This window comes from Geodermatophilus sp. SYSU D00758 (assembly GCF_054049955.1).
On the sequence record NZ_JBJGYK010000008.1, the window covers coordinates 38919 to 63248 of the forward strand.

At 76.5% G+C, this 24330-nt stretch carries 25 protein-coding genes, 2 tRNA genes and 1 other RNA gene; 10 read left to right on the forward strand and 18 right to left on the reverse strand.

Going from position 1 to position 24330, the window contains the following annotated elements; translation table 11 throughout:
* Nucleotides 1-110: 110 nt before the first annotated feature.
* Nucleotides 111-806 (reverse strand): response regulator transcription factor, encoded by a 696-nt coding sequence (locus ACI8AC_RS07805; RefSeq protein WP_456896839.1) that lies wholly within the window; start codon nucleotides 804-806, stop codon nucleotides 111-113.
* A gap of 156 nt (nucleotides 807-962) precedes the next feature.
* Between ACI8AC_RS07805 and ACI8AC_RS07810 the strand changes: the two genes are divergently transcribed.
* Complete coding sequence (locus ACI8AC_RS07810; protein ID WP_456896841.1) at nucleotides 963-1277, forward strand: hypothetical protein; 315 nt, start codon at nucleotides 963-965, stop codon at nucleotides 1275-1277.
* On the opposite strand, the gene ACI8AC_RS07815 is transcribed toward ACI8AC_RS07810, so the two are convergent.
* Nucleotides 1262-3238 carry a sensor histidine kinase gene (locus tag ACI8AC_RS07815; protein WP_456896843.1) on the reverse strand — a complete coding sequence of 659 codons (1977 nt, stop codon included), beginning with the start codon at nucleotides 3236-3238 and terminating at the stop codon, nucleotides 1262-1264. The genes ACI8AC_RS07810 and ACI8AC_RS07815 overlap by 16 nt on opposite strands.
* 32 nt (nucleotides 3239-3270) lie before the next feature.
* Nucleotides 3271-5361, reverse strand: a complete 2091-nt coding sequence (locus ACI8AC_RS07820) for a TPM domain-containing protein (protein WP_456896845.1) — start codon at nucleotides 5359-5361, stop codon at nucleotides 3271-3273.
* 105 nt (nucleotides 5362-5466) lie between these two features.
* Here ACI8AC_RS07820 and ACI8AC_RS07825 point away from each other — a divergent pair, with 105 nt between their 5' ends.
* Entirely contained in the window at nucleotides 5467-5820 is a 354-nt protein-coding gene (locus ACI8AC_RS07825; protein WP_456896847.1) for a Rieske (2Fe-2S) protein, read from the forward strand.
* Between the two features lie 112 nt (nucleotides 5821-5932).
* Here ACI8AC_RS07825 and ACI8AC_RS07830 read toward each other — a convergent pair whose 3' ends face one another.
* From ACI8AC_RS07830 to ACI8AC_RS07860, 7 genes are all read right to left on the reverse strand, one after another.
* Nucleotides 5933-7063 (reverse strand): ABC transporter ATP-binding protein, encoded by a 1131-nt coding sequence (locus tag ACI8AC_RS07830; RefSeq protein ID WP_456896849.1) that lies wholly within the window; start codon nucleotides 7061-7063, stop codon nucleotides 5933-5935.
* Complete coding sequence (locus ACI8AC_RS07835) at nucleotides 7060-8130, reverse strand: ABC transporter ATP-binding protein (RefSeq protein ID WP_456896851.1); 1071 nt, start codon at nucleotides 8128-8130, stop codon at nucleotides 7060-7062. Before ACI8AC_RS07835 ends, ACI8AC_RS07830 begins: the two co-directional genes overlap by 4 nt.
* Nucleotides 8131-8135: 5 nt before the next feature.
* Nucleotides 8136-9077, reverse strand: a complete 942-nt coding sequence (locus tag ACI8AC_RS07840; RefSeq protein WP_456896853.1) for an ABC transporter permease — start codon at nucleotides 9075-9077, stop codon at nucleotides 8136-8138.
* Complete coding sequence (locus ACI8AC_RS07845) at nucleotides 9074-10078, reverse strand: ABC transporter permease (protein ID WP_456896855.1); 1005 nt, start codon at nucleotides 10076-10078, stop codon at nucleotides 9074-9076. Before ACI8AC_RS07845 ends, ACI8AC_RS07840 begins: the two co-directional genes overlap by 4 nt.
* Before the next feature lie 88 nt (nucleotides 10079-10166).
* Nucleotides 10167-11843 (reverse strand): ABC transporter substrate-binding protein, encoded by a 1677-nt coding sequence (locus tag ACI8AC_RS07850; RefSeq protein WP_456896857.1) that lies wholly within the window; start codon nucleotides 11841-11843, stop codon nucleotides 10167-10169.
* 247 nt (nucleotides 11844-12090) lie between these two features.
* Nucleotides 12091-12690 (reverse strand): recombination mediator RecR, encoded by a 600-nt coding sequence (gene recR / locus ACI8AC_RS07855; protein WP_456896859.1) that lies wholly within the window; start codon nucleotides 12688-12690, stop codon nucleotides 12091-12093.
* A 33-nt stretch (nucleotides 12691-12723) separates the two neighbouring features.
* On the reverse strand, nucleotides 12724-13059 hold the full coding sequence (locus ACI8AC_RS07860) for a YbaB/EbfC family nucleoid-associated protein (RefSeq protein WP_456896861.1): 336 nt from the start codon (nucleotides 13057-13059) through the stop codon (nucleotides 12724-12726).
* A 141-nt stretch (nucleotides 13060-13200) separates the two neighbouring features.
* On the opposite strand from ACI8AC_RS07860, the gene ACI8AC_RS07865 reads away from it, so the two are divergent.
* Complete coding sequence (locus ACI8AC_RS07865) at nucleotides 13201-13569, forward strand: ArsR/SmtB family transcription factor (RefSeq protein WP_456896863.1); 369 nt, start codon at nucleotides 13201-13203, stop codon at nucleotides 13567-13569.
* Complete coding sequence (locus ACI8AC_RS07870) at nucleotides 13566-14051, forward strand: SRPBCC family protein (protein ID WP_456896865.1); 486 nt, start codon at nucleotides 13566-13568, stop codon at nucleotides 14049-14051. Before ACI8AC_RS07865 ends, ACI8AC_RS07870 begins: the two co-directional genes overlap by 4 nt.
* 72 nt (nucleotides 14052-14123) lie before the next feature.
* Here the strand turns inward: ACI8AC_RS07870 and ACI8AC_RS07875 are convergent, their stop codons facing one another.
* Together ACI8AC_RS07875 and ffs are read right to left on the reverse strand one after the other, a co-directional pair.
* Nucleotides 14124-16436 (reverse strand): DNA polymerase III subunit gamma and tau, encoded by a 2313-nt coding sequence (locus tag ACI8AC_RS07875; RefSeq protein ID WP_456896867.1) that lies wholly within the window; start codon nucleotides 16434-16436, stop codon nucleotides 14124-14126.
* 111 nt (nucleotides 16437-16547) lie between these two features.
* Nucleotides 16548-16643, reverse strand: an RNA gene (gene ffs / locus ACI8AC_RS07880) — signal recognition particle sRNA small type.
* A gap of 201 nt (nucleotides 16644-16844) precedes the next feature.
* On the opposite strand from ffs, the gene ACI8AC_RS07885 reads away from it, so the two are divergent.
* Nucleotides 16845-17792, forward strand: coding sequence for a DMT family transporter (locus tag ACI8AC_RS07885; RefSeq protein ID WP_456896869.1), 948 nt, complete (start codon nucleotides 16845-16847; stop codon nucleotides 17790-17792).
* A gap of 71 nt (nucleotides 17793-17863) precedes the next feature.
* Here ACI8AC_RS07885 and ACI8AC_RS07890 read toward each other — a convergent pair.
* Nucleotides 17864-17948: transfer RNA gene (locus ACI8AC_RS07890), tRNA-Ser, on the reverse strand.
* A 110-nt stretch (nucleotides 17949-18058) separates the two neighbouring features.
* Here ACI8AC_RS07890 and ACI8AC_RS07895 point away from each other — a divergent pair.
* Together ACI8AC_RS07895 and ACI8AC_RS07900 are read left to right on the forward strand one after the other, a co-directional pair.
* On the forward strand, nucleotides 18059-18406 hold the full coding sequence (locus ACI8AC_RS07895; protein ID WP_456896871.1) for a hypothetical protein: 348 nt from the start codon (nucleotides 18059-18061) through the stop codon (nucleotides 18404-18406).
* Nucleotides 18407-18442: 36 nt separating this feature from the next.
* Entirely contained in the window at nucleotides 18443-20101 is a 1659-nt protein-coding gene (locus ACI8AC_RS07900; protein WP_456896872.1) for a serine/threonine-protein kinase, read from the forward strand.
* Between the two features lie 59 nt (nucleotides 20102-20160).
* Here ACI8AC_RS07900 and ACI8AC_RS07905 read toward each other — a convergent pair.
* The 5 genes from ACI8AC_RS07905 to ACI8AC_RS07925 all read right to left on the reverse strand — a co-directional run bounded on the left by ACI8AC_RS07905 (nucleotide 20161) and on the right by ACI8AC_RS07925 (nucleotide 22606).
* Nucleotides 20161-20245: transfer RNA gene (locus ACI8AC_RS07905), tRNA-Ser, on the reverse strand.
* Between the two features lie 10 nt (nucleotides 20246-20255).
* Nucleotides 20256-20729 carry a nucleoside deaminase gene (locus ACI8AC_RS07910; RefSeq protein ID WP_456896874.1) on the reverse strand — a complete coding sequence of 158 codons (474 nt, stop codon included), beginning with the start codon at nucleotides 20727-20729 and terminating at the stop codon, nucleotides 20256-20258.
* Nucleotides 20730-20808: 79 nt separating this feature from the next.
* Complete coding sequence (locus tag ACI8AC_RS07915) at nucleotides 20809-21453, reverse strand: HAD-IA family hydrolase (protein WP_456896876.1); 645 nt, start codon at nucleotides 21451-21453, stop codon at nucleotides 20809-20811.
* Nucleotides 21450-21947 carry a tRNA adenosine deaminase-associated protein gene (locus ACI8AC_RS07920; RefSeq protein WP_456896878.1) on the reverse strand — a complete coding sequence of 166 codons (498 nt, stop codon included), beginning with the start codon at nucleotides 21945-21947 and terminating at the stop codon, nucleotides 21450-21452. Before ACI8AC_RS07920 ends, ACI8AC_RS07915 begins: the two co-directional genes overlap by 4 nt.
* Entirely contained in the window at nucleotides 21944-22606 is a 663-nt protein-coding gene (locus ACI8AC_RS07925; protein WP_456896880.1) for an O-methyltransferase, read from the reverse strand. Before ACI8AC_RS07925 ends, ACI8AC_RS07920 begins: the two co-directional genes overlap by 4 nt.
* 58 nt (nucleotides 22607-22664) lie before the next feature.
* Between ACI8AC_RS07925 and ACI8AC_RS07930 the strand changes: the two genes are divergently transcribed.
* From ACI8AC_RS07930 to ACI8AC_RS07940, 3 genes are all read left to right on the forward strand, one after another.
* Nucleotides 22665-23108: a PaaI family thioesterase gene (locus ACI8AC_RS07930; RefSeq protein WP_456896882.1), complete on the forward strand. Its 444-nt coding sequence runs from the start codon at nucleotides 22665-22667 to the stop codon at nucleotides 23106-23108.
* On the forward strand, nucleotides 23105-24022 hold the full coding sequence (locus ACI8AC_RS07935; RefSeq protein WP_456896884.1) for a prephenate dehydrogenase/arogenate dehydrogenase family protein: 918 nt from the start codon (nucleotides 23105-23107) through the stop codon (nucleotides 24020-24022). The genes ACI8AC_RS07930 and ACI8AC_RS07935 overlap by 4 nt, the downstream gene beginning before the upstream one ends.
* Nucleotides 24023-24086: 64 nt before the next feature.
* Nucleotides 24087-24320, forward strand: coding sequence for a DUF2630 family protein (locus ACI8AC_RS07940; RefSeq protein WP_456896886.1), 234 nt, complete (start codon nucleotides 24087-24089; stop codon nucleotides 24318-24320).
* Nucleotides 24321-24330: the final 10 nt, after the last annotated feature.

A 24330-nucleotide genomic window follows, 5' to 3' on the forward strand; every position in this document is an offset into this window, starting at 1 on the left:
ACCGGCACCGGCCGCGCACGGGGCAGGCGGCCGGTACCGGTCGTGCACCACTCTGCGCCGGGCGACCTGAACGCGACCTGAGCACCTCCGTACGGCCGGGGACCCGGCGGTCAGCCCTCGCCGCTGACGACCGCCCGGTAGCCGACCCCGTGCACCGTGCGCAGCTCGACCGCCCCCTCGCTGGTCGTGGCCACCTTCCGCCGCAGCCGGGAGAGGTACTGGTCGAGGGTGTTGTCGTGCACCACCCCGCCGGCCGGCCACCCGGCGGTCACCAGGTCCCGGCGCGGGACCACGGCACCCGCGGCGCCCAGCAGCGCGGCGAGCAGCCGGAACTCGATGGGGGTGACGGTCCGGTCGCCGCCGGGCCCCGCCAGCACCCGCCGGTGCGGGTCCAGGTGCAGCCCGTCGGCCCCCGCGGACGGGGCGCTCCCCCCGGCCCGGCGCAGCACCGCGCGCAGCCGCACCACGACCTCGTCGAGGGCGAAGGGCTTGGCGATGTGGTCGTCGGCGCCGGCGGCGAACCCGGCCAGCACGTCGGGGAGCCGGCTGTGCGAGGTGAGGAAGAGCACCGGGGTGCCGATCCCGCGGGACCGGATCGCCTGGCAGACCTCCAGGCCGTCGCTGTCACCGAGGCCGACGTCGAGGACGACGGCGTCCACCTCCGCGGCCCGCTGGTCGAGGACGGCCAGCGCGCCGCGGCCGTCGGCGGCGGTGACCACCGTGAAGCCCTCGGCCTCCAGGCCCCGGCGCAGCAGCGTCCGGACCTCCGCCTCGTCCTCGACGACGAGCACCGTCCCCCCCGGCATCCCCCCATGCTGCCCCACGCGGGCGCGGCCGTTCGCGCCGCGTTCAGGAGGAATTCAGGTGCAGCGCGACAGGGTCGTCCCATGCGCATCCCGGTGCGGACGACGGACCCCGGTCGACGGCCTCGCGGAGCCGGTCCGGCCGGGCGCGCGGTGCTGGTGGAGGACGCGTCCCCCTGGAGCCGGTCGTTCGCCGACGGTCTGCGCCTGCGCGGCTACGCGGTCACCGTCTCCGGGTCCCTGGCGGGGGGCCTGGCCGCCGCGATCGACGACGACGCCGACCTGCTGTTCGTGTGCCGCCCCCCGGCGCCGGCGAGCGGGCACCGGCTGTCGGCCGAGCTGGCCGAGGCGCGGTCGCACGGCATGCGGGCCTCCGTCGTCCTGCTCGGCGACCCGGAGGCCGGTCGGAGCGACCCGGGGGCCGGCGCGGTCGCGCCGCCCCGCCCGCGAGGGGCGGGTCAGCCCGCGGGCTGAGCACCCGTCCGCCCCGCGGGCAGGACCACGCGCACCGTCGTCCCCCCGCCGGGCGCGGGGGCCGCGGTCACGTCCCCGCCGTGCCGGCGGGCGATGCGGCGGCAGATGGCCAGCCCCAGGCCCGTCCCCGGTGGTCCCCCGCCGGCGGGCCGGGCGCGGACGAACTCGCCGAAGACCTCCTCGTGCCGGCCCTCGGGGATGCCGACGCCCTCGTCCCGGACCTCGAGCCACACCCGGCCGGGCGCGGGCCCGGTCCCGCCGTGCACGTGCACCCGCGCCGGCTCCCCCGGCCGGGCGAACTTGACCGCGTTGCCCACGAGGTTGGCCAGCAGCTGCCGGGCGAGGACCGGGTCGACGTGCGCCACCGGCAGGTCGCCGACGTCGAACTCCGGCTCGGGCCCGTCGCCGCGGTCCACCAGGTGGTCGGCCAGGACGTCGTCGACCACGTGCTCGAGGGGGACGTCGACGGGGTCGAGTGCCGCGTCGCGGGCCGTGCTGTAGGCCAGCAGCCCGGTGACCAGGTCGCGCATGCGCCCGGCCACGGCCCGCGAGTGGGCCAGCGCCTCGGCCGCACCGGGGCCGGCCGCGCCGCCGGCGTCCCCCAGCACCCGCAGCCAGCCGTCGAGCGCGGCCAGGGGGTTGAGCAGGTCGTGGGCGACCACCCCGGCGAACGAGGTGAGCTCGGCCTGCCGCATCCGCTCCTCGGTGACGTCGGTGTAGACCGCCAGCGCCCCGAGCTCGCCCTCCAGGGTGGTCAGCGGGCGGGCGGTCACCGCGAACACCCGCTCGCGGCCGCCGAGGCCGGTGTGCAGGTCGACCGGGCCGACCTCCTCGCCCCCGACGGCCCGGACCATGGGCATCTCGCGCAGCGCGACCGGCCGGCCGTCCGGGGTGCGCGGCGCGACCTCCTGCAGCCAGCGCACCGGGTCGACCGACTCGGACTCGCCCGGGAAGAACTCCGCCGCCGCCGGGTTCCGGACGACGGTGCGCCCGGTCCGGTCGACCAGCACGACCCCCTCCGGCAGCCGGTCGAGGACCGCGTCGAGCACCATCCGCTGGTCCTCGGCCCGCCGCCCGGCGACCCGCAGCTCGTCGACCAGCCGGTCCCGGTCGTCGCGGCCCAGGGCGAGGAGGAGGACGAGCACGGCCAGCACGAGCAGGAAGCCCTGCGCCAGGACGGCGCCGTCCTGGGGCGGCACGACGGCGAACGGCCCGTCCCCGGCCAGGGTGAGCAGCAGCACCGCCGTCGTGACGGCCAGGACCCACCCCGTGGCCACGGCCGTGGGGAGGCGCAGCGCCGCCCACACCGCGACCGGGAGGAGCGCGTAGGTCACCGGCCGGTCCTGGCCGGGACCGAAGACCAGCACGACCACGGCGGCGGTGACCGCACCGAGGGCGACGGACTCCGGGAGCCGGGGCACCCGGCCGGCGGGATCGCCCGGGCGGTGGCCGAGCACCCGGAGGCCCACGGTCGCCACCACCACCACGCCCCCCGCGTTGCGCAGCACCCAGATGGCGACCACGGCCGGGGCGTCCCCGGTGGCGTCCAGCAGCACCGCAGGGGGGCCCACGAGGGCGCTCGCGGCGGCGCCGGCGAACGCGCCCCCGAGCAGACCGATCAGCTGGCGGCGGGTGCGCAGCTCGCGCGCGGGACCGGCCAGCCGGGCCCAGACCGCGACACCGACCACGGCCTGCACCACGGCGGCCGCGCCGAGCGCCGCGGCGAGGCCGGCCGGGGCGCCGGTCAGCGCGGTCAGCGCGGCGGCGACCCCGAACAGGACGGCGAGGTCCACCCGCAGCCACCGGCGCCGCCACGTGCCGGAGAGCCACAGGAAGGCCACGCCGGCGGCCGGCCACACGAGCGCGAGGTCGGTGCCCTCGAGCCGGGTGGCCCGGCCGAGCAGGACGGCGGCGGCGAACGCGACCGCGTACGCCGCCGTCAGCACCACCGGCCGTCCCACGCCCTCCCCCTGCCGCACCGGTCCGGACGCGGTCAGAAGCGCCCGCCGGCGCCCCGCCGTCCACGGCTGCCGGAGCCGCCGAAGCTGCCCGACCGCCGCCCGCCAGCCCCGCCGAACCCGCCGCCGAGGCCACCCGACCGCCGCCCGCCACCCCCGCCGAACCCGCCGCCGCGGGACCCCCCGTACCCGCCGCCGCCCCCGCCGAAGAGGATCCCGCCGAGGACGAGGCTGCCGAGGTCCACGCCGCCGCGGCCGCCGGCGAACCCGCCGGGCACCGGGCCGTACCCGCCCCCGCCGTACCCGCCGCCCCAGCCGCGGACGTCGGACTGCGCCCGCTGCAGCGCCTGGTGCGCCAGCGAGCCGGCCAGCTGCGCCTCCCGCAGGGCGCCCTCCGGGTCGGTGCCCGCCCGGGCGGTCGCGACGTCGAGGTGCCGCTGCGCCTCGGCCAGCCGGGTGCGGGCCTCCGCGCCGACCGCTCCCCGCCGGGTGGCGATGAAGTCCCCGGCCGCGGCGATCCCCGAGCGCGCCGACAGCAGCGCCTGGTCGAGCGCCGCGGCCGCGCGGCGGGCGCGCGCCTCGGCGTCCCGGGCCGCGCCCAGGGCCTCGTCCAGCGCGGCGACGGCCTCCTCGACCCGGCGCAGGGCGGCCGACGGGTCGGGCAGCGCGCCGCCGTCAGGGTGCAGCGCGGTCCCCGACGCGGCCAGCGCCGCCTCGGCCCGGGCGACCCGCGCGGACAGCCCCGGGTCGGCGCGGGCGGCGAGCAGGGCCCGGGCCTCGGCGAGGTCCTCCTCGACCTCCGTGCGGACGGCGGCGACCCGGCCGGCCGCGGCTTCCAGGTCGGTCGCCAGCCGGGCCACGGCGTCGAGCAGGGTGGCGGTCTGGACGACGGCGTCCTCGGCCGCGCGCAGGTCCCCCACCGCCTGGCCGGGCTGCCCGGCCGCGATGGCCGCGTCGGCCTCGGCGGCCTCCTGCTCGGCGGCGGCCAGCCGGGCGCGGGCCTCGGTCAGGTTGTCGGCGACCGGCTCCAGCGCGGTCGGGGCGTAGCGCCGCTGCAGCGCGGCCGTGCGTTCCTCGTCGACGGGCAGCCGGCCGTGCAGGGCGGTGATCCGCGCACGCAGGGCGGCCAGGGCCTCCGGTGCGGTCCGCTCGAGGTCGCGCAGCCGGTCGAACGCCTCGGCCTGCTCGTCGAGCCGGGCGTCGGCCGCGGCGGTGAGCGCCAGCACCTCGGCCAGCATCCGGCGGCGGGTCGGCTCGTCCTCCGCCACCTCGTCGTCGAGCTGCTGGCGCAGGGCGAAGGCCCGGCCCAGCTCCTCCTGCGAGGCCGCCAGCGCCTCCCCGAAGCCGGCCACGGCGTCCTGCCCGTACTGCAGCCGGGCGAAGTCCAGGTCGAGCTGCGAGGTCTTCACCGCCTCGTCGAGCTCCAGCAGGGCGGTGCTGGCCCGCGCCTCCAGCTGCTCGGTCGGGACGCCGGCGTGCGGGTCGGGCGGCCCGGCCGGGGTGCGAGGTGCGGCCGCGCGCCGGCGGCGGGCCCGGCTGACCGCGTAGGCGCCCCCGGCCACCACGGCGATGCCGCCGACGACCGCGAGGGTGCCCAGGCCGCCGCCACCGCCGTCCCCGCCGCCGGAGAGCCCCCCGGCCAGGGCCGTCGCCGCGCCGGCCCAGTCGTCCTCGGCCAGCGCCGGCTCGACGTCCTCGCGCAGCAGCTGCTGCAGTTCGGCGTCCGACACCGGCGCGTCCTGGTCCACCGAGACCCCGTAGCGCCGGTCGTCGACGGCGACCGCGAGCAGCACGTCGTCCACGCCCAGGCCGGAGGCCTCGGCCGTGGCGTTCGCCCAGGCGACGCCGTCCTGGCCGTCGAAGGAGTCGACGTAGACGACGAACAGCTGCAGGCCGTCCTCCGAGCGCAGCCCGGCCAGGGCGTCCTCGACCTCGGCGGTCTCGGCCCCGGACAGGACGCCGGCCCGGTCGGTCACCTCGCCGGGGACGTCGAAGGGCGGCTCGGCGAGCGCCGGCCCGGCGGCCAGCGCGAGCCAGCCGCTCAGCAGCACCCCGGCCAGCAGGGCGGCCAGCAGGGCGGCCGGCAGGGTGACCGGCGGGGTGGGGACGGCGGACGGCCGGCGCACGGGACCTCCTGTGTCGGGCTGGCGCGACCCTACCCAGCGCGACGGGTCCGGCCGCCGGGTCGTGGGTAGGGCTCCGGGACCCCACCCCGGACCCCAGGAGGACCCGTGCCCGAGCAGATCCCTGCCGCCGAGCTGCCGCCGGGCGCGGTGCGCCGCGCCGGCGAGTGGGCGGTCGGCAACCGCGACGGGGAGTACTTCGCCGTCTCCCGCCGCTGCCGCCACCAGCTGGCCGACCTCGCCGGCGGCAGCGTGGACGCCGACGGCTGCCTGGTCTGCCCGTGGCACCAGGCGCGCTACGACGTGCGCTCCGGGCGGATGGTGCAGGGCCCGCGCGGGTTCCTGGGCTGGCACGGGCCGACACCCGGCTACACGCAGTTCGTGCGGGCCTACGCCCGGGTCCTGCGGTTGCGGGTGCGCCGCGCCGCGCGCCGCGGGGACACCGTCGTCGTGGAGGGGTGACCGAGGAGGGCGGCCTCTCCAGGGCACCGCCCCGAGCGGTGGGGAGGAGGGCGGCCTCCTCCAGGGCACCGCCCCGAGCGGAGCGAGGGGTGGGGAGGAGGGGGTCCTTCTTTCAGCGGCGCTCGATGGGGCTGTCCACGCCCTGGACGAGGGCGTCGGTCTCCGGGTTCTCCGCACCGCTCGCGCGTACCGACACGCCCTGGGTCGCCGCGACCTCCTCGGGGGACTTCGGGTGCAGCACGCCGTCCCGGATGTCCTCGGCCCAGTGGCAGCTCACCCAGCGCCCCGGCGCCAGCTCCCGCAGCGGCGGCGCCTCCGTGTCGCAGCGGGTCTCCTGCCGCCAGGGGCAGCGGGTGTGGAACCGGCAGCCGCTCGGGGGGTTCGCCGGCGACGGCAGGTCCCCCGCGAGCAGGATCCGCTCGCGCCGCTCCTCGACCACCGGGTCGGGCACCGGCACCGCGCTCATGAGCGACCGGGTGTAGGGGTGCAGCGGCTCGTCGTAGAGGGCGTCGGACGGCGCCTGCTCCACCAGCGACCCGAGGTACATGACGCCGACGACGTCGCTGATGTGCCGGACCACCGCGAGGTCGTGCGCGATGACCAGGTAGGTCAGGTCCAGCTGCTGCTGGAGCTCCTCCAGCAGGTTGACCACCTGCGCCTGCACGCTGACGTCGAGCGCGGACACCGGCTCGTCGGCGATGAGCAGGTCGGGCTCCAGGGAGATGGCCCGCGCGATGCCGATGCGCTGGCGCTGGCCGCCGGAGAACTCGTGCGGGTAGCGGCGCAGCGCGGCCGACGGCAGGCCGACGGCGTCGAGCAGGCCGCGGATCTTCGTCGCGATCCCCTCCTTGCCGCCGCCCAGGCCGTGGGCGCGCAGCGGCTCGGAGAGCAGCGACTCGACGTTCTGCCGCGGGTCCAGGCTGCCGAGCGGGTCCTGGAAGACCATCTGCATCCGCCGCCGCATGGCCCGCAGCGGCTCACCCGACAGCGACGCGACGTCCGTGCCGTCGAACACCACCTGCCCGGCGGTGGGCTCCACCAGCCGGAGGACAGCGCGACCGAGGGTGGACTTCCCGCAGCCGGACTCCCCCACCAGGCCGTAGGTGGTGCCGCGGTCGATCGCCAGGTCGACGCCGTCGACCGCACGGACGTGGCCGACGGTGCGGTCGACGAACACGCCCCGCTTGATGGGGAAGTGGACCTGCAGGCCCTCGACCCGGAGCAGGGGCTCGGCGGCGGTCATCGGGCGGCTCCGGACGCGGTGGCGCCGGCCGCGGACGGCGGGCGCCGGAGGGGGTGGCGGCAGCGCAGCTCGCGGCCCGGGCCGTCCGGCTCGAGCGGCACGGTGCTGCCGGCCACCTCGGTCAAGCAGTCGTCCTGGGCGTGGTCGCAGCGGGGGGCGAACGCGCAGCCCTCGGCCCACGGGATCGTGTCCCGGGCCGAGCCGCGGATGGGGGTGAGCGGTGCACCGCGCGCGCCGTCCAGCCGGGGGACCGAGGCGAGCAGCCCGCCGGTGTAGGGGTGCCGCGGGCGGGCGAACAGGTCGTGCCGGTCGGCGGACTCGATGATCCTCCCGGCGTACATGACGTGGACCCGGTCGCAGAGACCCGCCACGACGCCGAGGTCGTGGGTGATCATCACCAGCGCCGTCCCGGTGTCGACGACGAGCTCGCGCAGCAGCTCCAGGATCTGCGCCTGGATGGTCACGTCGAGGGCCGTCGTCGGCTCGTCGGCGATGAGCAACCGCGGTGAGCAGGCCAGCGCCATCGCGATCAGCGCCCGCTGCCGCATGCCGCCGGAGAGCTGGTGGGGGTACTCCTTGAGCCGGCGGCCGGGGTCGGGGATGCCGACGCGGTCGAGCAGGCGGGTCGCCTCGTCGGCCGCCTCCCCGCGGGACAGGTCCCGGTGCTCGAGCAGCACCTCGGTGACCTGGGTGCCGATGGGCACCACCGGGTTGAGCGAGGACAGCGGGTCCTGGAACACCATCGCCATGTCCGCACCGCGCAGGTCGCGCAGCGTCCGGTCGGGGGCGCCGACCAGCTCGATGCCGCCGAAGCGCACCGAGCCGCCGACGCGGACCCCGCGGCGGGGCAGCAGCCCCATGACGGCCAGGGACGTGACCGACTTGCCGCAGCCGGACTCGCCCACCAGGCCGACGGTCTCCCCCGCGTCCACCGCGAAGCTCACGCCGTCGACCGCGCGGGTCGGCGCCTCCCCGCGGCGGGTGAAGGTGACGCTGAGGTCGTCGACCTGGAGGACCGGGCCGTCGGCGCGGGCGGCGTCCTCGGCCGGGAGCGCCTCGATGGACACCGCGACTACCTCCGGAACTTGGGGTCGAGGGCCTCCCGCAGCGACTCGCCCAGGAGCGTGAAGCCGAGCGCGACCACGATGATGCACAGCGCCGGGTAGATGGCCAGCTCCGGCCGGACGCCGAGGAACTGCTGCGCGTTGGCCAGCATCGCGCCCCACTCCGGCCGGCCGAGGTCGGGGTCGCCGAGGCCGAGGAAGGACAGCGCCGCAGCCTCGATGATCGCCGTCGCCAGGGACAGCGTCGCCTGGACGATCACCGGGGACAGCGAGTTGGGCAGCACGTGCCCGAAGACGATCCGCCCGCGCTTGACGCCGAGCGCCCGGGCGGCCAGCGCGTAGTCGCTGTTGCGCTGCGCGAGCATCGACCCGCGCAGCAGCCGGGCGAAGACGGGCACCTGGGTCACCGCGATCGCGATCATCAGCGAGTACTGGTTCTGGCCCAGCAGCACCGAGATGCTGATGGCCATCAGCAGGCTCGGGATGGACAGCAGGATGTCGACGAACCGCATGACGACGGTGTCCACCCAGCCGCCGAAGGCGCCGGCCAGCACGCCGATGGCCATGCCGACGACGGCGCCGAGCAGGGTGGAGACCACCCCGATGAGGAGCGACTGGCGCGAGCCCACGATCAGCCGCGAGAGCACGTCGCGGCCGAGGTTGTCCACGCCGAGCGGGAAGCCCTCCCGGCTGCCGGGGATGTACCCGGGCCGGATCTCCGACAGCAGGGTCTGCGCCAGCGGGTCGCGCGGCGCCAGCCAGGGCGCGAAGGCGGCGACCACCAGGAACACCACGACGATCACCGCGCCGGTGATCGCCACCGGGTTGCGTCGCAGCCGGCGGAAGGCGCTCCTGGTGAGCGAGAGACCGCCCTCGCCCTCGGGCACCTGCCCGGCCCGGGCGGCGAGCTCGTCGATGCGCCGCCGCCGCACGTCGCCGATCGCGGTCAACTCACCCTCACCCTCGGGTCGAGCAGGCCGTAGGAGATGTCGACCAGCAGGTTCACCAGCACGTACATGATCGCCAGCAGCAGGACGAAGCCCTGCAGCAGGGCGAAGTCCCGGCCGAAGATCGCCTCGTAGATGGCCGAGCCGACCCCGCCGAAGGCGAACACCGTCTCGGTGAGCACCGCCCCGGACAGCAGGAGGCCGGTCTGCAGACCGATCGTGGTCGACACCGGCAGCAGGGCGTTGCGCAGGATGTGCCGGCGGCGCACGGTGTCGGTCGACAGCCCCTTGGCGTTCGCCGTCCGCACGTAGTCCTCGTTCACCACGTCGAGCACCGACGCGCGGGTGATCCGGACGATGATCGCCAGCGGGATGGTGCCCAGCGCGATGCCGGGCAGGACGAGGTGGGTGAAGGCGTCCCACGCGGCGTCCCACTCGCCGGTCAGCACCCCGTCGAGCACGTAGAAGTTGGTGACCCGGGTGGCGTCGATGCGCACCTCCTGGCGCCCCGAGCCGGGCAGCCAGCCCAGCTCGACGGCGAACACCAGGCGCAGCAGGTAGGCCAGGAAGAAGACCGGGATGGCCACACCGAGCAGCGAGCCGATGACCGACGTCGAGTCGATCCAGCTGCCGTGCCGGCGGGCGGCGAGGTAGCCGAGCGGGATGCCGACGCCGATCGCGAAGACCATCGCGAACAGGGTCAGCTCGATGGTCCCGGGCATCCGCTCGAGGAACTCCTCGGTGACGGGGCGGCCGGTGCGGGTGGAGTTGCCGAAGTCCAGCTGCACGGCGCGGCCGAGGAACCGCAGGTACTGCACGTAGAGCGGCTGGTCGAGGCCGAACAGCTCGTTGTAGCGGGCGATCGCCTCCGGCGTGGCCCGCTCGCCGAGGGCGGCCTGGGCCGGCCCGCCCGGGAGCGCCCGCAGCCAGGCGAAGAGCAGGACCGACAGCCCCAGCAGGATCGGGATCAGCTGCAGGAGCCGCCGGACGACGAAGCGGAGCACGACGCTCGGGTCACCTCTCCGGGGCCGGGCACGGACCGGCCGCGCCGGGGCAAGTGTGCTCCTGCCCCGGCGCGGCCGACTGCGCGGGTCAGTCGGCCAGCGACACCGTCGAGAAGACCTCGGCGGTCAGCGGGCTCGGCTCGAGGCCCTGGACGTTCTCGGCCACGACGAGCGCCGGCGGCGAGTGCGAGATCGGGACACCGGGCAGGTAATCCATGATCAAGCGGTTCGCCTCCTGGTACAGGTCGGTCCGGTCCTCGGCGTCGGGCTCGGAGTCGGCCCGGGCCAGCGCCTGGAAGATCTCCGGCGCGCTGAACGCCCCGAACTCCGCCGACGCCTGGTTGTTCGCCGCCTCGGCGAAGAACGTGCCGATGAAGTTGTAGGCGTCGTTGTAGTCACCGGTCCACCCGAGCAGGTGGATGTCCGCCTGGCCCGCCTGGACGGCGTTGAGGTAGTCCGGGTTCCACGGCAGGGCGACCGGCTCGATGGTGAACCCGGCGTCGGTCAGGTTCTGGCTGATCACCTGGAACATCGCGGCGGGGTCCGGCAGGTACGGCCGGCTGACCTCGGTCGGGTAGTAGAACCGCAGCGTCGTCCCCTCGGCGCCGGCCTCCTGCAGCAGCTGGCGGGCGCGGTCGGGGTCGTACTCGTAGGTCGTGACGTCCTCGGCCCAGCCGTCGACGGTCGGCGGCATGAACTGGGTGGCCGCCTCGGCGCCCTCGGGCAGCAGCGAGTTCACGATCGTCTCGCGGTCGATGGCGTGCGCGATGGCCTGCCGGACCCGCGGGTCCTGCAGCGCGGGGTTGGCCTGGGTGCCCGGCACGTTCCCGCCGTTGAAGCCCAGGTAGAGGATGTTGAAGGGGTCGCGGACCAGGACCTGGAAGCCGTCGTCCTCCAGGGTCTGGTAGTCGGCCGGCGAGACGAAGTCGTAGCCGTCGATCGACCCGGCCTGCAGCTCCTGCCGGCGGGTGTTCCCGTCGGGGATCGTCCGGAAGATGATCTCGTCGAGCAGCGCCGGCTCGCCCCAGTAGTCCTCGTTGCGGACGATGGTGACCTCGCCGTTGCCGCGGTCCCAGCTCTCGAAGCGGAAGGGGCCGGTGCCGGTCGGGTGGTTCAGGGCGTACTCGGAGTAGCTGAGCGCGTCCTCGCTTCCCGAGAGGTTGTCGGCGTCGTACTCCTGCAGCGCCGTCGGGCTCTGGATGGAGAACGCCGGCAGCGCCAGGGCGGCCGGGAACTTCGAGGTGACCTGGGTCAGCCGGATGACGGCGGTGTTCTCGTCGGTCGCCTCGCAGCTCTCGTAGATGTTCGGGACGTCCGGCGTGCTGGCGAACCCGCCGAAGACCGCCTGGTAGTAGTACGAGGCGCTCGGGCTCTGGGCCAGGCCGTCGAAGTTGTACCAGCGGTCGAAGTTGAAGCAGACCGCCTCGGCGTTGAAGTCCGTCCCGTCGTGGAACTTCACCCCCTCGCGCAGCGAGAAGGTGTACTCCAGGCCGTCCTCGCTGACCTCCCAGTCCTCGGCCAGCTCGGGCACCGGCTCCGTGCCGCCGAGCTCGTTGCCGAGCAGACCCTCGTGGATCTGGCGGGCGATGCGGAAGGTCTCGCCGTCGCTGGCGAAGGCCGGGTCGAACATGGCCGGGTCGCCGGCGGCACCGAACACCAGGGTGCCGCCGGACTGGCCCTCGCCGCCCTCGCCGCCGCCGGAGTCGCGTTCGGACGCGCAGGCAGCCAGGGTGGCCGCGGTGAGAGCGGCCGCGGTCGCGGCCATCGCTCGCTGAGGTCGTCGCTGCATCGCGGAAAGACCTGCCTTCTCGGCCTCCTGGGCCGGATGAGTTCCCGATGAGTGGGCCGCGAGGCGCGAGACCTCCACGGACCAGGGAACCCTAGGCGTCCTCGTGCGATCCCCGGGAACCGCCGTCCGCGATCGACACCATCCTGTGACCTGCGCGCGGCTGGACGGAGTGCGACGGCGCGGGAGACGCGCCCCTGGCACTCCGCTCGGCGGGGTGGTCCGCTCAGGCGTCGATGCGGCGGCGGCCCTCGAAGGCCCGGCCCAGGGTGACCTCGTCGGCGTACTCGAGGTCGCCGCCGACGGGCAGCCCGCTGGCCAGCCGGGAGACCGCCAGGCCGAGCGGGGCGACGAGCCGGGCCAGGTAGGCCGCGGTCGCCTCGCCCTCGAGGTTCGGGTCGGTCGCGATGATCAGCTCGGTGACCGCGCCGCTCATCAGCCGGGTCATGAGCTCCTTGACCCGCAGGTCGTCGGGGCCGACGCCCTCGATGGGGCTGATCGCCCCGCCGAGCACGTGGTAGCGGCCGCGGAACTCGCGGGTGCGCTCGATGGCGACGACGTCCTTGGGTTCCTCGACGACGCAGATGACGTCGTCGGCCCGCCGCGGGTCGCGGCAGATGCGGCACTGCTCGCCCTCGGCGACGTTGTAGCAGGTGCTGCAGAAGCGGACCTCCGCCTGCACCCGCTGCAACGCCGCCACCAGCCGCCCGACGTCGGCGGACTCGGCCGCCAGCAGGTGGAAGGCGATGCGCTGGGCGCTCTTCGGCCCGACACCGGGCAGCCGGCCGAGCTCGTCGATGAGGTCCTGGACGGCCCCCTCGTACACGGTGTCCCTCTCGTAGACGGGGGCTGCCGCGGCCTAGAGGCCGGGCAGCCCCATGCCACCGCCGAGGCCGCCCGCGAGGGGGCCCATGCGGCTGGCGGTGAGCTCGTTGGCCTGGCGCGAGGCGTCGCGGAAGGCGGCGACCACGAGGTCCTGCAGGGTCTCGACGTCGGACGGGTCGACCACCTCGGGCGAGATGGTGACCGCGGTGACCTCGCCCTGGCCGGTCATCGTGACCGTGACCAGGTTGCCGCCGGCCGAGCCGGTGACCTCCTCCTGCGCCAGTTGCTCCTGTGCGGCAGCCAGCTGCTGCTGCATCTGCTGCGCCTGCTCGAGCAGCTTCGACATGTCGGGCTGGCCGCCGGGGAACATGCCCCGAGGGTAGGCCGCCGGTCCGACACCCGCCGGGAGGCCGGGCCGTCCACCCCTTTTTCAACCGGGCGGTTGACAAGGCTGGGCGCCGGGTGCACCCTCTTCTTCAACCAAGTGGTTGACGAGAGGAGGCCTCACCCGATGGCCGCCGATCCGCTGTCCCGGGTCTTCGCGGCCCTGGCCGATCCCACCCGGCGCGACATGGTCGCCCGGCTCGCGGTGGCCGACGCGACCGTCGGCGAGCTCGCCGAGCCCTACGACGTGAGCGTCCAGGCCGTCTCCAAGCACCTGCGGGTGCTCGAGGACGCCGGCCTGGTCAGCCGCAGTCGCGACGCCCAGCGCCGCCCGGTCCACCTCGAGGCGGAGGTCCTCGACCTCATGACCGCCTGGATCGAGCGCTACCGCCGGCAGGCCGAGGAGCGCTACCGCCGGCTGGACGACGTCCTGGCGTCCCTGCCGGACGACGTCCCACCCACCCAGGAACCCCCCACCGGAGGAGGAGCACCATGACCGCCACCCGCCACCACGAGACGCAGATCGAGGTCGACCGCGAGGTCCCGCTGGTCCGCATCACCCGCGAGTTCGACGCCCCGCCGGCCAAGGTCTTCCGGGCGCACACCGACCCCGACCTGCTCGTCCGCTGGCTCGGCCCGCGCGGCCTGGAGATGCGCATCGACCACTACGACTGCCGCACCGGTGGCTCCTACCGGTACCTGCACAGCAGCGACGGCGAGGAGTACGCCTTCCGCGGCAGCTTCCACGAGGTCCGCCACGACGAGCTGATCGTGCAGACCTTCACCTTCGAGGGCATGCCCGACGGCGTCGCCCTGGAGAAGCTGGTGCTGGAGGACCTCGGCGGCGGGCGCACCCGCCTGACCACGACCTCGCTCGTCGACTCCTTCGCCGACCGCGACGCGATGGTGGCCAGCGGCATGGAGGTCGGGATCCGCGAGGGCTACGAGCGGCTCGACGAGGTGCTCGCGCAGGGCTGACCGGGCGGCGGGACCCCGGCCTCGTCCCGGGTCCCGCCGCGAGCGTGCGAGCGGTGGGGAGGACGAGGTCCTTCAGTCGATCGGCCGGGCGCCGAGGTGCGTGCGGAGCAGGGAGAGCGCGGCCTGCTCCGGGTCGACGGCCGGCTCGCGGTGGCGGTCGGGGTCCTCCCCCTCGGCCGCGCGCTGGGCCATGAGCTCCTGCGCCTCGGCCGCCTCCGCCGCGCGGGCCGCCTCCCGGGCGGCCTCCGGCGACGGCTGGGCGCCGCCGCCGGAGCGGGTCGCCCCGTCGACGACGACCTGGACCTTCCAGCGGACCCCGAGCAGCTCCTGCAGCGACTGCCGGACGACGTCCTTGTTGAGGTCGTCGCCGAGCATCTTCGCCAGCGCCGGCGAGGTCGCGGCCAGGGTCAGCGTGCCGGCGGCGAGGTCGTGCACCTGCGCGCTCTTGAGCAGCGCCTCGGTGGTGCGCTTGTGGCCGCGCACGACCTTGAGCAGCTCCGGCCACACCCGCCGGACGTCGGTGGTCGTCAGGTCCCCGCCGGAGTCCGCCGGCTCCGGGTTGGCGGAGACCACCGGCGTGGGCTCCCCACCCCGGGGGGCCGGGGAGGACTCGGCCGCGGCCCGCGGTGGGGCCGACGGGCGCGGCGCCTCGACCCGCGCGGCGGCCGCGGCGGCCGCGGCGGGCCGGGCCGGGTGCGGCCAGTCCTCGTCGTCGGTCGGCTCCGGGGGCAGCGGGATGTCCGGCTCGGTGGTCGTCACCCGCGCCCGCTGGGGCTCGTCCGCCGGCGGCTGCACTGCCGGTGCCGGGGCGGACGGCGCCGGCCGGGCCGGCGCGCCCCCCGACCCGGGGCGCGTCGTCTCCGGCCAGTCGTCCTCGGCCGCGGGGGCGGTCGGAGGGGCCGCGGGAGCGGCCGGCGGGGTCGTGGCGGCCGGTGCGGGCACCTCGGCGACCGGGGCCTGGGCAGCCGGGGCCTCGGGCGCGGGTGGCTCGGGAGCGGGCCGCGCGGGCTGGGACCGCGGCGCGTCGGGTGCGGTCGCCGCGGGCGCCGTCGCGGCGGCCTGCTGCGACCGGCGGACGAACTCGCGGCGCGGGGCCGACGGCCGGTCGGCCGGCGGTGCGGCGTCGTCCACCGGCTCGCGGCGCACCTCGCGCGCCGGCGCCTCGCTCACCGGCGCCCCGCGGACCGGCGCCTCGGCGACCGGCCGCCCGGCGTGCTCACCGGCGATGGACATCCGCCGCTCGAGCCGTTCGAGGCGCTGCAGGGTCGCCGCGGCGGCGTCGTCGGTGGCCGGCAGGAGCATGCGGGCGCAGACGAGCTCCAGCAGCAGCCGCGGCGCCGTCGTGCCCCGCATCTCGGTCAGGCCGGCGTGCACGGTGTCGGCCATCCGCGAGAGGGTGGCCGAGCCCAGTGCCCGGGCCTGGGAGCTCATCAGGTCCAGCCGGTCGGGCGGGCAGTCGAGCAGGCCGTTGCCCCCGGCGTCGGGGACGGCGTCGAGGACGATGAGGTCCCGCAGCCGGTCGAGCAGGTCGGTGGCGAAGCGGCGCGGGTCGTGCCCGGCCTCCACGACCCGGTCGACGGCGCGGAAGACGCCGGGCGCGTCCTGCGCGGCGAGGGCGTCGATCGTCTCGTCGAGCAGGGCGTCGTCGGTGACGCCGAGCAGCCCCACCGCGTTCCTGTACGTGACGCCCTCGGCCCCGGCGCCGGCGAGCAGCTGGTCGAGGATGGACAGCGAGTCGCGGACCGACCCGCCGCCGGCGCGCACCACCAGCGGGAAGACGGTCGGCTCGACCTGCACCCCCTCGGCGGCGCAGGTCCGCTCCAGCAGGCCCCGCAGCGTCGAGGGCGGCACCAGCCGGAACGGGTAGTGGTGCGTGCGCGAGCGGATGGTGGGCAGCACCTTGTCCGGCTCGGTGGTCGCGAAGACGAAGACGAGGAACTCCGGTGGCTCCTCGACGACCTTGAGCAGGGCGTTGAAGCCCTGCGTGGTCACCATGTGCGCCTCGTCGACGATGTAGACCTTGTAGCGGCTGTTGACCGGCGCGAAGAAGGCGCGCTCGCGCAGGTCCCGGGCGTCGTCGACGCCGCCGTGGCTGGCCGCGTCGATCTCGATCACGTCGATCGAGCCCGGCCCGTCGGGGGCGAGGGAGACGCAGCTGGTGCAGACGCCGCACGGCGTCGCCGTCGGCCCCTGCTCGCAGTTCAGCGACCGGGCGAGGATGCGCGCCGACGACGTCTTGCCGCAGCCGCGCGGGCCGCTGAACAGGTAGGCGTGGTTGATCCGGCCGCTCTCGACCGCGTTGACCAGCGGCGCGGTGACGTGCTCCTGCCCGACCACCTCGGCGAAGGTCGCCGGGCGGTACTTCCGGTAGAGCGCCAGAGCCACGCGGCGAGGTTACGTGCCACCGGGGACACCGTCGCGGACCCCGGCGCCGCGGGCCGCGACCGGCCGGCGGGGAGCTGCAGCGGGTGCGCGCCGGCGGACCGGCGGAGGACATGAAGGGACCCCCCGCGCACCCGCCAGAGCCCGCTTATCCTTGCTGCCTTCCGGCCCTGGGGAGGTTCACGGGGTGACGCCGCACGAGGGGTCTGCCCCCACTGTAGGCCACGAACTCGGTCGAGTCCGGCAGCGGGTGCCCGATACGCTCCATGTCATGACGCCCCGGCGCGCCCTCGTCCTCCCCCCGCCGCGCTCCTGACCCGGAGCCCCGCGGGCTGACCCCCGGCACCCGGTGCCGGGGGCCCCGGCGCGCTCCGGTCCGAGCCCCCGATCCGGACCCGCACCAGGAGCGTCATGCCCATCCCCCTCTCCCCCGCCGGCGCGCGCCTCACCGGTGGTTTCCCCCTCGTCGTCCTCGCCGCCCTGCTCTGGGGAACCGCCGGGGTCAGCGGCCGCGTCGTCGCCGACCGCACCGACCTCGGCCCGCTCGACATCGCCTGGCACCGCATGGCCATCGGGGCCGTGGTCCTGCTGGCCGCCCACCTGATCACCCGGCGGCGCGCCGCACCGGCGGGCCGGGCGGGGCGCGGTGTCCCCGTCCGCCTCCTGCTGGTCGCCACCGGCCTGGCCGCCTACCAGCTGGCCTACTTCGCCGCCGTCGCCACGGCCGGGGTGAGCGTCGCGACCCTGGTCGCCCTCGGCCTGGCGCCGCTGCTCATCGCCCTCGGCGCCGCGCTGCTCGGCCACGGCCGGCCCGAGCCGGCCACGCTGGTGGCCCTCGCCGTCGCCCTCACCGGGCTGGTGCTGCTCGTCGGCCTGACCGCGGGGGCCTCGGCGGGGACGGCGGTGCTCGTGGGCGCCCTCCTCGCGGTCGGGTCCGCCCTGGGCTACGCGGTCGTCACCCTGGCCAGCGGCGGCGTGCCGGCCGGGGTGCCGGTGACCCTCGTCGGGTTCGGTGGCGGCGCACTGCTCCTCACCCCCGTCGCCCTGGCCGCCGGGCTGCGGACGACGGCCGACCCCGCCGCCCTGCTGACCCTCGTCTACCTGGGCGTGGTCCCGAGCGCGCTGGCCTACGCGCTGTTCTTCCGCGGCCTGCAGACGGTCCCGGGCGCGGTGGCCGCGATCGTCACGCTCCTCGAGCCGGTGACCGCGACGGTGCTGGCCACCGCGTTCCTGGGCGAGCGGCTGCCGCTGGGCGCCCTCGCCGGCGGCGTCCTCGTGCTGGCGGCGGTGGCCGGCCTCTACCTACGCCGGCTCGGCGCGCCGGCCGAGCCGGTCGTCGGGGCGCCGCCCGGCGGCTGACCACCCTGCGGCTCCCGGGCCGGGGACGACACCGGCCGGGCCCCGGGGAGCGGGGCCCGGCCGGTGGGCTGCGGAGGATGGGAGATTCGAACTCCCGAGGGGTTGCCCCCAACCCGCTTTCCAAGCGAGCGCCATAGGCCACTAGGCGAATCCTCCAACGGCGTCCCCCACGATACCGGGCGCGGCGCCGGGTGGTTGACCCCCCGCCGATGGGAGAGGCTGTCCGCACCACGACGGACCCCCGGCCCCGACAGGAGAGCGACGCCATGAGTGACACCGACCGGCCCCGCCCCGAGGTCGTCGCCGCCATCGTGGCGGTGCTCAGGGGTGACGACCCGGCCGGGCTGCCGCCGACCGCCACGAAGGCGGAGAAGGACGCCGCGACCGACGCCTACCTCTCGGAGGTGGCCGCGGAGCGGGGCAAGCGCGACCGGCAGACGCGTGCCTGGGAGCTGCTGCTGACCCGCAGCTACGACGAGCCCCCCACCTGGCAGCGGCTGTTCGACGACCTCTCGCCCGAGGCGACCCGGGAGCTCGGCGAGCTCTACGACGCTCTGCCGGCCGGTGCGCAGGAGGAGTACGCCCGCCGCTACGGCGTGCCCAGCGGCGTCTGACGCGCACGGCGCCGACCCACACGAGCGGAGGAGGGAGTGACCGGGCCCGGCCGCGTGGTGGCAGGGCGCTACCGGCTGCTGTCCCGGATCGGGGGCGGCGGCATGGGGGCGGTGTGGCTGGCCCTCGACGAGCGGCTCGGCCGGCAGGTCGCGGTCAAGGAGGTCCTCGCCCCGCCGGCCGCCACCCCGGCCGAGGTGGAGCAGCTTCGCCAGCGGGCGCTGCGGGAGGGGCGCATCGCGGCCCGGCTCTCCCACCCGCACGCCGTCTCGGTCTACGACGTCGCCCTGGACGGCGGGGCGCCGTGGCTGGTCATGGAGTACCTGCCCTCGCGCAGCCTGGCGGAGGTCCTCGCCGAGGACGGCGTGCTGCCCGCCGGCCTGGTGGCCCAGGTGGGCGCCCAGGTCGCCGACGCGCTCGCGGCAACGCACGCCGCGGGCATCGTGCACCGCGACGTCAAGCCGGCCAACGTGCTCATCGGCCGCGGCGACCGCGTCGACGGGGTGGTGAAGATCACCGACTTCGGGATCTCGCACGCCTCGGGGGACGTGACGCTCACCCGCACCGGCCAGATCACCGGGACGCCGGCGTTCCTGGCCCCCGAGGTGGCCCGCGGTGAGGACATGACGCCGGCCAGCGACGTCTTCTCCCTCGGCGCCACCCTCTACACCTGCCTCGAGGGCCGGCCGCCCTTCGGCATGGACGACAACCCGCTGCGCCTGCTGCACCGGGTCGCGGCCGGCGACCCCGCACCGCCGGAGAACGCCGGTCCGCTCACCGGCGTCCTCACCCGCATGCTGGCCGACGACCCGGCCGGTCGCCCGGGCATGCCGGCGGTCCGCGACGAGCTGGCCGTCCTCGCGGCGGGCCGGGACGGCGACCCGACGACCGTCCTGATGGCCCGCACCGGCCTGCGCTCGGCGGCCGCGCCGCACGGCACGGCGGAGCTGCGCGCCGGGGCGGCTCCCGCCCGGGTGCCGGCTGCCCCGGTGTCACCGCCCCCGGCGGCCCCGCCGGCCGACCCCGGGCCGGCGCCCCGTCCCCCGGCACCCCGTCCCACGGCTGCGCCGGCGACCTCCCCGCCGGACGGCGGCCGCCCGCGGCGGGGGCGACGGCGGGCGGCCGTGATCGCGGGCCTCGTGCTGGCCGCCGTCCTCGCCGGGGTGCTGGTCGTCTGGGCGGTCGGCCGCGACACCGGCGGGCAGGCGCCGGCCGCCACCCCGACACCCTCGGCCGAGGACGGCGAGCCGACGACGGAGGCCCCGGGGACCCGGGAACCGGGGACGCAGGAACCGGGGACGCAGGAACCGGCACCCACCACCGAGCCCCCGCCGTCGACGGAGGGGACCACCCCGCCCGCGGATGCCCTCTCCGTCGCCCGGACGACCCTCGACGCCTACTACGCGCTGCTGCCCGGCGACCCGGACGCCGCCTACGCGCTGACCGGCCCCTACCTGCAGTCGGTCGCCGGCCAGGACTACTACCGCGGCTACTGGGAGCCCTGGGCGGAGGTCGAGCTGGCCGGCGTCCGGGACGCGGCCCGGCAGGACGACGGCACCGTCGTCGCGACCACCGAGGTGCGCTTCACCGGGGACGACGGCAGCGACCAGACCGAGCTGCACGAGGTGCGGCTCGTCCCCGACGGCGACGGCGGCTGGCTGGTGGACCTCGACCGGTACGTGGAGACGATCGGCTGACCCGGCCCCCGGACGACGAGAGCCGCCCCCGGCTACCCCGGGAGCGGCTCTCGTGCACGCGGTGGCGGTGGGATTTGAACCCACGGAGGCTTGCACCTCACACGCTTTCGAGGCGTGCTCCTTCGGCCGCTCGGACACGCCACCGCCGAGAAGACTACAGGGCCCTCCGGCGGCGGAAGAACGCGCGTAGGAGCGCGGCCGACTCCTCGGCCCGCACACCGCCGGTGACCTGCGGCCGGTGGTTGAGCCGGCGGTCGCGGACGACGTCCCAGAGGGAGCCGGCGGCCCCGGCCTTGGGGTCGTCGGCGCCGTACACGACCCGGCCCACCCGCGCCAGGACGCTCGCCCCGGCGCACATCGTGCAGGGCTCGAGGGTGACCACGAGCGTCGTCCCGGTCAGCCGCCAGCCGTCGCCGTGCACCCGCGCGGCGGCCCGCAGGGCGAGCACCTCGGCGTGCGCGGTGGGGTCGCCGCGGCGTTCGCGCTCGTTGGCCGCCTCGGCCAGGAGCTCGCCGTCCGGCCCCAGGACGACGGCCCCGATCGGGGTGTCACCCCACCCCTCGGCGGCCGCGGCCAGCTCGAGGGCACGGCCCATCGCGGCGTCGACGTCCACGGTCACCACGTCCACCCCGCGGACCTACGTCTCTGAGTGCAGGTGCACTCACAGACGTAGGGAGCGGGACCGGTTCCCGGGACCGCGCGCGCCGTCACGGCGGGTCCAGCGGGACGCCGGTCAGCTCCGACAGCTCCGCCAGGGCCGCGGCGGGGTCGACGACCTTGACGGTGTGCATGCCCATCGCCCGCGCCGGCTTGAGGTTGATGCCGAGGTCGTCGAGGTAGGCGCAGTCGTGCGGGGCGACCGGCCGGCCGACGGCGGCCGACAGCCGGTCCAGCGCCCGGCGGTAGATCTCCGGCTCCGGCTTGCGCACCCCCTCCACCGACGACTCCACCACCGCGTCGAACAGCGCCAGGAGCTCGCCGAGCCGGCCGGTGCGCTCCATCGGCGCGACGTTGTTGGAGAGCAGGGCCAGCGGCAGCCCGGCCTCCCGCAGCCGGCGCACCGCCGCGACCATGGCCGGGCGCAGGTCCCCGGCCAGCGCGGCGAGGACCCGGGTGGCGTCCACCCGGTGCCCCGCGGCCAGGGCCTCGGCCTCGAAGGCGTCGACGAAGCCGGCGGCGTCCAGCTCGTTGCGCTCGTACCGGGCCCAGGCGTTGGTGTCGGGATCGGTGCTGTTGAGCCGCCGGATCAGCCCCTCGGGCAGCCCGGCCTCGGCCTCGTAGGCGGCGAAGGCCACCATCGGGCTCTCGGTGAGCACCCCGCCGAGGTCGAAGACGACCGCGCGCGCGGTCACGGCGCCACCGCCGCGGCCAGCTCGCCGGCGAAGCCCAGCCGCGCGGCGATCGCGGCGACCATCTCGTCGGCCCAGAGGTCGTCGGCGGTCACGATCGGCCGCAGCTGCTCGGCGGGCAGCCCGTCGTCGGCGAACAGGTCCAGGTCACCACCCGGCCAGCCGGTCTCGTCGTCGTCGAAGGCCCCCTCGGCGTCGACGGCGATGCCGTAGCGCTCGACCACCTCGCTGGCCAGCAGCCACTCCTGCATGGTGGCGTCGCTGATCAGCGCCCGCACCATGCCCCCGGGCCCGTGCCGGAGGGCGACGAAGTACAGCCGGGAGTCGACCACGACGACGAACGGCCCCGGCCAGCCGCCCGCGCCCGGCTCGCCCAGCGCCCGCTCCAGCGCCGGCAGCTCGTCGCCGGCGTCCTCGGCCAGCAGCTCCACCCGCCAGCGGCCGGCCGGCCGGCTGACCCGCACCGCCCAGCTCGCCCGCGCCCCGGTGCCGCTCACCGGCGGCGCAGCAGGGTGAGGCCGTCGGACAGCGGCAGGAGCACCGTCTCCCACCGCGGGTCGGCGGCCAGCGCGACGTTGAGCTCGGCGATGGCGCGCTGGTTGTCGTCCTGCGGGTCCAGGACGCTGCCGTTGGCGAGGGTGTTGTCCAGCAGCACCACGCCGTTCTCGGTCATCCGCGGGTGGAGCGCCTCGACGTAGGCGGCGTAGCCGGTCTTGTCCGCGTCGACGAAGGCGAGGTCGAAGGTCGGCTCGGCGGGCAGCGCGCGCAGCGACCGGTGCGCATCGCCCAGCCGCAGCTCGACCCGGTCGCCCACCCCGGCGCGGTCCCAGTACCGGCGGGCGATCGCGGTCCACTCCTCGCTCACGTCGAGGCACAGCAGGGACCCGTCGGCCGGCAACCCGCGGGCGATGCACAGGGCCGAGTAGCCGGTGAAGGTGCCGATCTCGACGGCCCGGCGGACGCCGAGCGCCCGGGTCAGCACCTGCATGAACGTGCCCTGCTCGGGGGCGATCTGGAAGGTCGGCGAGGCCTCGCCCCGCTCGGCCAGCGCCGCGGTCTCGGCGAGCAGGTCGCGGACGACGTCGTCCGGCGGCTCGGAGCAGCGGCGCACGTAGTCGCCGAGCTCCGGCGTGAGGAGGAAGGAGCGGGGGGTCATGACGCGAGGGTCCGCGGCGTGCGGGGACGGGTGGTCGCGGGGGCCATAGGGTCCGATCATGGCCGATCCCGCGCCGGACGACGGCGCCGACGTCGCTCCCGCCCTGTTCGAGCGGCTCGCCGCCGACCCGCTCGCCGAGCACCTGGGCATCACGCTGGAGCAGGTGCGGCCCGGGTACGCGCGAGCCTCGATGCCGGTCGGCGGGCAGCTGCTCAACGCCGTCGGCATGGCGCACGGCGGGGCCACCATGGCGCTGCTGGACGTCGTGCACGCGGCCGTCAGCAACAGCCACGGCACGGTGGCGGTGGCCCAGGACGTGCACACCGAGTTCTGCGCCGCCGGCCGGCCCGGCGACGTCCTCACCGCGGAGGGCGTCGAGCTGCACCGCAGCGCGCGCACCGCCGTCTACCGGATCGAGGCGCGCGCCCAGGACGGCCGGCTGGTCGCCACCGCCCTGGCCCGGGTGTTCCGCACGGACCGGCCCTGGGCGGACCCCGCGTGACCGCCTTCCCGGTGCCGACCCTGCCGGCCCCGCCGGTCGCCGTGGTGGGGCTCGGCCAGCTCGGCGGGTCGCTGGCCGCCGCGCTCACCGCCGCGGGGCGCGACGTCAGCGGGTGGGACGTCGCCCCGGCGGCACGGGACGCCGCGGCGGCGCGGGGTGTGCGGATCTCGCGGGAGCTGTCCGGCGTCGTGGTGCTCGCCGTCCCCCTGCCCGTCCTGCCGACCGCGCTCGACGGGCTCGACGTCGCCCCGGACGCCACCGTCACCGACGTCGGCTCGGTCAAGGCGCCGGTGCACGCGGTGCTCGGCGAGCGGTTCGGCGGCCGGTACGTCGGAGGGCACCCGATGTGCGGGACCGAGCGCTCCGGGCACGAGGCCACCGACCCGGCGCTCTTCCGGGGCGCCCGCTGGGCGCTGTGCCTGGAGCCGGCGACCGAGCTGCCGCGCTGGCTGCGGGTGGCCGAGGTGGCCCTCGCCGCCGGGGCCGAGGTGGTCCCGGCCACCGCCGCCGAGCACGACGCGGCGGTGGCCGCCGTCAGCCACGTGCCGCACCTGCTGGCCGCCGCCCTGGCCGCCGCGGCCGGGGAGGCCGGCCCCCTGGCCCTGGCGCTGGCCGCCGGGAGCTTTCGCGACGGCACACGGGTCATCGCCAGCGACCCGGCGTTCGTCACCGCGATGGTGGAGGGCAACGCCGGGCCGGTGGACGCCGCCCTCGAGCGGGTGCGGGCCCAGCTGGCGCGCCCGTGGCCGGAGCTGGTGGCCGCCGGGCACGCGGTGCGCACCGCGACCCCGGGGCAGCGCCCGGTGCGCGTGCCGCTCGACCGGGCGGCGCTGCTGGCCCTGGGCCGGGCCGGGGGCGCGGTCACCCGGCGGCTGGCCGCCTTCGTCGAGGGCTGGGTGCCCGGGGACGGGTAGGGCCGGACCCCTCCGGCCGGTGCCGGCCGTTACGGCGCGGCCCGCACGGGGCAGGAACGCGCCCATGGACGAGAAGGACCTGATCGCCCGCATCCACGCGCTCGTCGACGAGGAGCACCAGCTCCGGGAGGGCACCGAGCACACCGACGAGCAGCGCGCCCGGATCGACGAGCTCGAGGTGCAGCTCGACCAGTGCTGGGACCTGCTGCGCCAGCGCCGGGCCCGTCGCCAGTACGGCGAGGACCCCGAGGAGGCCCACGCCCGCCCGGCCGACCAGGTCGAGGGCTACCTCCAGTAGGAGGACCCCC